This is a genomic window from Listeria rocourtiae FSL F6-920, assembly GCF_000525975.1.
GTDB classification, from domain to species: Bacteria; Bacillota; Bacilli; order Lactobacillales; family Listeriaceae; genus Listeria_A; species Listeria_A rocourtiae.
This window is the reverse complement of the sequence record NZ_AODK01000073.1, coordinates 1-5,743: the sequence shown is the minus strand read 5'-3', so window position 1 is coordinate 5,743 and position 5,743 is coordinate 1. Positions and strand designations below refer to the sequence as shown.

Genomic DNA, 5,743 nt, shown 5'->3' with positions numbered 1-5,743 from the left:
TTTTTATCGCGGATGTATCAGGTGAAGACGGGGGTGAATGAAATCCTTGCTGGAAAAGTGTTCAATGCGACAACACACTTATGATTCCAGCAAAATGCAATTAGGTTGGCTTAACCGTCTAGTACCAGAGAAGAAACCAAAGAAAACGTATAATTTTGATGATTATACGAAAACGTTGGAAGGTGGCTATTGGGTTTTAAGTAAAAATGGTATCACAAATCGTGAAACTGCCGAAGCGAGTATCGCCTACAATGACGGCTTGAAAGATGGAACAATTAAAGTGACATCCGAAGAAACTGGGGATTTTATGACGGATTATATGTTAGATGCAATGAAGGGCATCAATATGCTGAATCCCGATGTACCGTTGACAAAAATGCAAAGCTTTTCGATTATTTCGTTTGTTTTACTGGGTGGCATAACGATGAAAGGTACAGGTAAAATGATACCTAAAAGTCATCTAGAAGTGGCGCAGAAAAAATTGAAGATAAAAGAAGTTGAGCCTATTCAGACGATCGAAAATAGATATCCAAATGAACTACAGTCAGGAAAAACATTTGACTATGTTTTAAAAGATGGACAAGTTAAAATTAGAGGTGGTATAAATGAAGTGGATTTTGTTATTGATAAAAGTGGCATACTCCAAGTAGGTAGAGGGCATTCTTACCTAGCAAATGGCGAGAACGTTTTAGCTGCTGGGAAATTAAAGGTAGATTCGTATGGAAATATAAGAAGGATTACTAATGAGTCAGGTCATTATGCACCAACTGTTGCATATGCAAAGAATTATGAGCTGATATTTAATGATGCTGGGATTGCGACTAAAAATTCTTGGTTGGAAATTTATCAATTAGAGTTCACAAATTCTGGATATGTTAATTTAGGGAATTTGAAGAAAATTGAATCTACTAAGCTGAAATAAAGGAGATGATCTCAATGGACAAAATAACTCAAATGAACGAAGAAATATTTGCTGAAAACTTGTTGAAAGCTGCTAGTGAATTAAAAGAAAAAATGGGAATTCAGAGTACAGTAGATAAATTTATTATTGAGCCAGTTGAAGAAGAGGGAAAAATGTTGGACGGCGGAGATGAGATGATGAAGCGCTTGGTTTTAACAAAAGAAAACATAGGGGATAAGAAACTTTCAGTTAAAGATGTTGTCGGAGTCCTAGGTGGGCTTTTCCCAAGAGCGCCAATATGGATTAATATTTCTTTTATTGAGGTAGAGGAAGAAATAGCGATTTTTAGACTAGACACTAGTTTAAGGTTCAGAAAACCAACACTGTTGAGAAACAGCGAAAGTGGACATGCGCCTTTTAAAGTGATTTGTTAATTCTGTTTTAGTATCTATATTTCTCATTTAATGAAGATATGTTGAACTACAAGATATTTTTTGTAGTGAGAGGTGCTGATATTGATGCAATTATTTTTGGAGGTTATATGACTATATTTCTTACAATTATTGGGGTCCCTATTTTTATTTTCACTGTGATTAGTTTATGTATTGGTACTGCTAATTTTATATTGATATTTTCAGATATATTTACAGGGAACAATTTTTTTTCGCTATCAGTACAAGAATAAAATGAAGGAGTTACAGTACAGAAATAGGTATAACATCCCTGCTATTAATTATATATTTTCTTTTTTTACTCTAACAGCCCTCATGGGTATAATTGGAAGGCTGTTTGATATTGATTCAGTTTTGATTGCTTATTCTATTTCGATTTGTGTGTATCCAGTTATACTAAACATAGGGATGTATAGAAAAACTAGTAAAATAGAGCAAGGTGTATATTTTAGGGATTTGTTAAAGAATCACAAAAAGTTCTTGCAGTTGTCCTTTTTACCATTAGCTTTTTTAATTACGATAATTGGTTTTTTATTCGCTTCAATGGACAAGATTGAGGGGTTAACAGGATGGATAATGTCGATAGAGAATTTATCTAAAATTATAGAGAGTATATATGGTATGAGAAGTGCGGATGTAGATTCCCATTTTTTTCAGCACAGTCTTAAATTATTACTTATAATTTTATATTTTTAGTGTTCCGCTACAAGTCGTAGCCTATTTTTGTAATCAGGTCAGCGAATATATATTTGAATGTGGTAAGGGATATAAAACGTACTTTATACAGATTTGGAATGGATTTAAATGTGTATTTAAACAAGCATGGGGAAAAAAGAACAAGCAAGGCGATGGTGCGAAGAATAATGGTGAGTTTTAGTTGAGGCATGAAGAATAGGTTGTCTGAAATAGTATTCTATACTCAAAAATTCCTAAATCTATAAAATTAACCACACAATCCATCAATTTTCACAATCAAACCCCACTCACTGCAACATTATTACTCATAATAATTCTAAAATTCAACTCTTAATCAGCAGGTCGGGGGTTCGAAACCCATACCCAGTAAAAAGAGCCTTCGCGAAATGCGGAAGCTCTTTTCAATACAACAAAACTACCTACTCGTCACCTTACTTCTCACATTCGCTAAAGAATCTGCAATTTTTAAAGTAACTCTCACAGCTTTTCTATTCAAAGTACCTCTATAATGCTTAATTTTAGCATTCATTTTCTGATTTTCATCGATACTCATCTGTAACTTCTTAGTAGTCCTCTCAAGTTCTTTCTCGATCGATTCATTTTTCTCTTGATGTGCAGCTATTTTTTGTTTGAATTCTGTTCGTTCATGTGAAAAAGAGCTTTTCACTTGAGTCAGCTGGTCATTCACGCGGTTAACGTGGTATCTTAGCTTGAAATCACTACGTTCTTGCAATAAATTAGAAGTTACTTTGATGCGTTCTAGCATTGTGCTTGCATCAAGTACCGTAATTGGTTCTGCGCTAGCTGGGAAGTCAATCGCTTGGACGAGTTCATCTAAAGGTGCAGTTTTGCGATTTCTATCATCTTTATATATGTGATCCAGCTCGTTCGTCTCCAAGAAATCAATATAATTATCGAAATTCCGCGCCTGTACTTTTTCGGCGGATTTCAAATCTACTTTATTCAAAAGGTCGTGTACATTATCAATGCTTTCCAACTCATCAATCGTGACGTGCGTAAGAGCATGATAAGAAGCCAACTCTCGCATTCTCGCATCTTGAACAAAAGAAATGTTAGGGGTTCCAACGATTGTCGGGATAACATTACCGTGCAACCGCGAACCAATGCTAAAATCGATATTTTTAACGAAGTCAAACCAACTAGGCATGCTCGTAAAATATTTCACGCGCCCTTCTTGGTAATATTTATGGTCAAGAGATGTTGGATAACCGGGAATATCGCTAAGAATATCAGGACCACCTGCAAACATTAAATGAAACTCATCTAGATGTTGCGGAATGAAATAATAATCTTTATGCATCTCAATCATCCTGTTCAAAAATTGTACAGCAACTTCCGAGGAAATTGGAGAGGCATTAATTGCAATCGATGAATTTTCGGTCAAATGGACATCTCTAATTTTTAATTCGCGCCCAAATGTATAAAGCGATGGACAACCAATAACGCGATAATCTACGCCTTCATTGAATCCTAATTTTTTCAGATAATCAGCTGTGATTTGTCCACGTACACCAATTTGAGACGATTTTTCAAGCACTGCTTTTACAAAATTGGTAACGTCTTCATCAAACGCGAAGCCTGCATCCAATTGCGGCTCATAGTTTGCTCGTAATCCAACGCCAGTAACTACGACAGGAATTTTTAAGCGGCGAATTAGCTCTGTATAATTCCGCAACGTAGGGCGGAAGTCATCGCGAAAAGCGTCTGCGAGTGGGATAATGTAGAGGTCGTAATTTGCATTAATCTTATCCGCCAAATTAGGGTTGGAGGATAGACCATCTGCATGTATTTCTACATCGTCGTTCCATAGTGTTCGGTAGATACTGTATTGATAAGCAAGGTTTCCATTATTAAATCCTGTGCGATCTTTTAAATACATATCTTTAGCTGTATAAACATTGGTGGGGCGCATTCCAGATCTAATGAGTATTCTCTTCATTAAGATGCCACGTCCTTACAATTTTTATAATATATCCTATCTAGAAGTATATCAAACTGCTTTCGGTATGGGAAATTTTTAGTAAATACGTTTGTTTGGCATGCTTGTACAGCTAGGATATTTATAAATACACTAAAAAAGCTATCTTACCTCTTGTATTAAGAAGCAAAACAGCCATTTATCACCTATTCCTTATAACAGAGGGGCGGGAGTTTAATGAAAGTTGGTCTAATTTTGGGGTTCAGCATGAGTCTTGGAAATAGTATTTTGTCATGATATTTATTTTATCTTTAGATCTTTGTATATGTACAATAACAAAAAAAATAAAACTGGTACAAAAAAAATATAATAGGGACAGTCATTAAACCAGTATCGAATAGCCCTGGATATGTATCACCATTCATTAATCCACCTTGAATGGCTACTTTCTTTAAAAAATTAATAGCCTGAATAATGAATATCAAAATAGCTCCTACTGTGCCACTGATAAAGAAATATTTAAAATACATAATAATTCTCCTTTTATTAATATTCTAATAGTTATATTAGTATATCCAATATGTTATCATAAAAAAAAATAGAAATCAAACAAAAGGCTATACTATCCCGTTCATAAATCCAGAGATAACAAGCCTCTTTTCCTATTGGATCACCCATTCCCCATAATCAAATTCCATACCACCAAAGCCAAAGCTAAAACCAACAAAAGATGAATCAACTTCCCACCAATGCTTAAAATCAAACCGATAATCCACACTACAAATAAAACCACAATAACTGTCCAAAGGGTCCCTGCCATATGTAACCCTCCTCGAACTTTGTCGTATCTATCTTTACCACATTGAAACAAGGCGAAACATTGGAACCAGTACAGTATCAAAACGCTAATATGTTAAAATAAAATCAAACGAACAAAAAAGGAATGATAAAAATGCCAATCCATATCACATCTCAAACCGAATCGGACATCCCTGAATTATGGGAAATCGAAAAAAGCGTCATGATAAAAGGAACCACCCCGCACGTTGTCAGTGAAAATGATTACGAGCAGTTTAAAAAAAGATGTTATGAGACAAAATATGTTAGTTGCCAGAAATGAAGACGGCATCATACTTGGTTCTCTGGTGTATCACAGTCCAGGCTTAGCTCCATCCCGCCAAAAACAATGGCTGTTTGGTATGTCGGTCGCAAAACATGCGCAAGGGCAAGGCGTTGGTAGGCAGCTGATTGAACATTTAATCGAGCTCGGAAAACAAAATGGCATTGGTAAAATTGCACTCCGAGTGATGGCGGCGAACACGAATGCTCTTCACTTTTACCAGCACCTAGGCTTTGAGCAAGAGGCCTATTTTAAACGTGAATTCTGGTTGGAAGATACGTGGATGGACGATTATCAGTTGGCGTATTATCTTGATTGAAAGCTTATAACGTTCAACTGTAATACAAGTCTAGAAAAACGCGCTTTTGTCGGTAGTGTTTCGGTTGTTCTTGTAGCTTTTTAGTTGCAGTCAGGGGATATATTCGCCGGCTGTTAATACTTAGATAAAAAGAACTTTATAGTGACCAAAACAAGCATAGTCCTGTCAGGGAGCTGTGCTTGTTTGAGACTAAATAAGATGGCTACTAAATGAATTGGTACAGAACTATTTGCTATGTGATTTTAATTTCTAAATAACGTATAAAAAATTATATTTATGATCTACAAGTAGCTGGATAAATACATGGATTCACAAA

Annotated in this window: 5 protein-coding genes; 3 read left to right on the top strand and 2 right to left on the bottom strand. The window is 35.5% G+C overall.

The window, feature by feature from the left end:
* The first annotated feature begins 64 nt into the window (after window positions 1–64).
* Both PROCOU_RS15600 and PROCOU_RS15595 read left to right on the top strand, forming a co-directional pair.
* Entirely contained in the window at window positions 65–922 is an 858-nt protein-coding gene (locus PROCOU_RS15600; protein ID WP_036074250.1) for a hypothetical protein, read from the top strand.
* A gap of 14 nt (window positions 923–936) precedes the next feature.
* Window positions 937–1,335, top strand: a complete 399-nt coding sequence (locus PROCOU_RS15595) for a hypothetical protein (RefSeq protein ID WP_036074248.1) — start codon at window positions 937–939, stop codon at window positions 1,333–1,335.
* Window positions 1,336–2,464: 1,129 nt separating this feature from the next.
* On the opposite strand, the gene PROCOU_RS15580 is transcribed toward PROCOU_RS15595, so the two are convergent.
* On the bottom strand, window positions 2,465–4,009 hold the full coding sequence (locus PROCOU_RS15580; protein ID WP_036074242.1) for a polysaccharide pyruvyl transferase family protein: 1,545 nt from the start codon (window positions 4,007–4,009) through the stop codon (window positions 2,465–2,467).
* A 649-nt stretch (window positions 4,010–4,658) separates the two neighbouring features.
* Complete coding sequence (locus tag PROCOU_RS17600; RefSeq protein ID WP_133621167.1) at window positions 4,659–4,808, bottom strand: lmo0937 family membrane protein; 150 nt, start codon at window positions 4,806–4,808, stop codon at window positions 4,659–4,661.
* 238 nt (window positions 4,809–5,046) lie between these two features.
* On the opposite strand from PROCOU_RS17600, the gene PROCOU_RS15570 reads away from it, so the two are divergent.
* Window positions 5,047–5,427, top strand: coding sequence for a GNAT family N-acetyltransferase (locus PROCOU_RS15570; RefSeq protein WP_279625199.1), 381 nt, complete (start codon window positions 5,047–5,049; stop codon window positions 5,425–5,427).
* Window positions 5,428–5,743: the final 316 nt, after the last annotated feature.

Bases quoted from the DNA above. Each gene is read 5' to 3' on its own strand.
- PROCOU_RS15600 (WP_036074250.1), top strand. From the start codon at position 65: ATGCGACAACACACTTATGATTCCAGCAAAATGCAATTAGGTTGGCTT.
- PROCOU_RS15595 (WP_036074248.1), top strand. From the start codon at position 937: ATGGACAAAATAACTCAAATGAACGAAGAAATATTTGCTGAAAACTTG.
- PROCOU_RS15580 (WP_036074242.1), bottom strand. From the start codon at position 4,009: ATGAAGAGAATACTCATTAGATCTGGAATGCGCCCCACCAATGTTTAT.
- PROCOU_RS17600 (WP_133621167.1), bottom strand. From the start codon at position 4,808: ATGGCAGGGACCCTTTGGACAGTTATTGTGGTTTTATTTGTAGTGTGG.
- PROCOU_RS15570 (WP_279625199.1), top strand. From the start codon at position 5,047: ATGATTACGAGCAGTTTAAAAAAAGATGTTATGAGACAAAATATGTTA.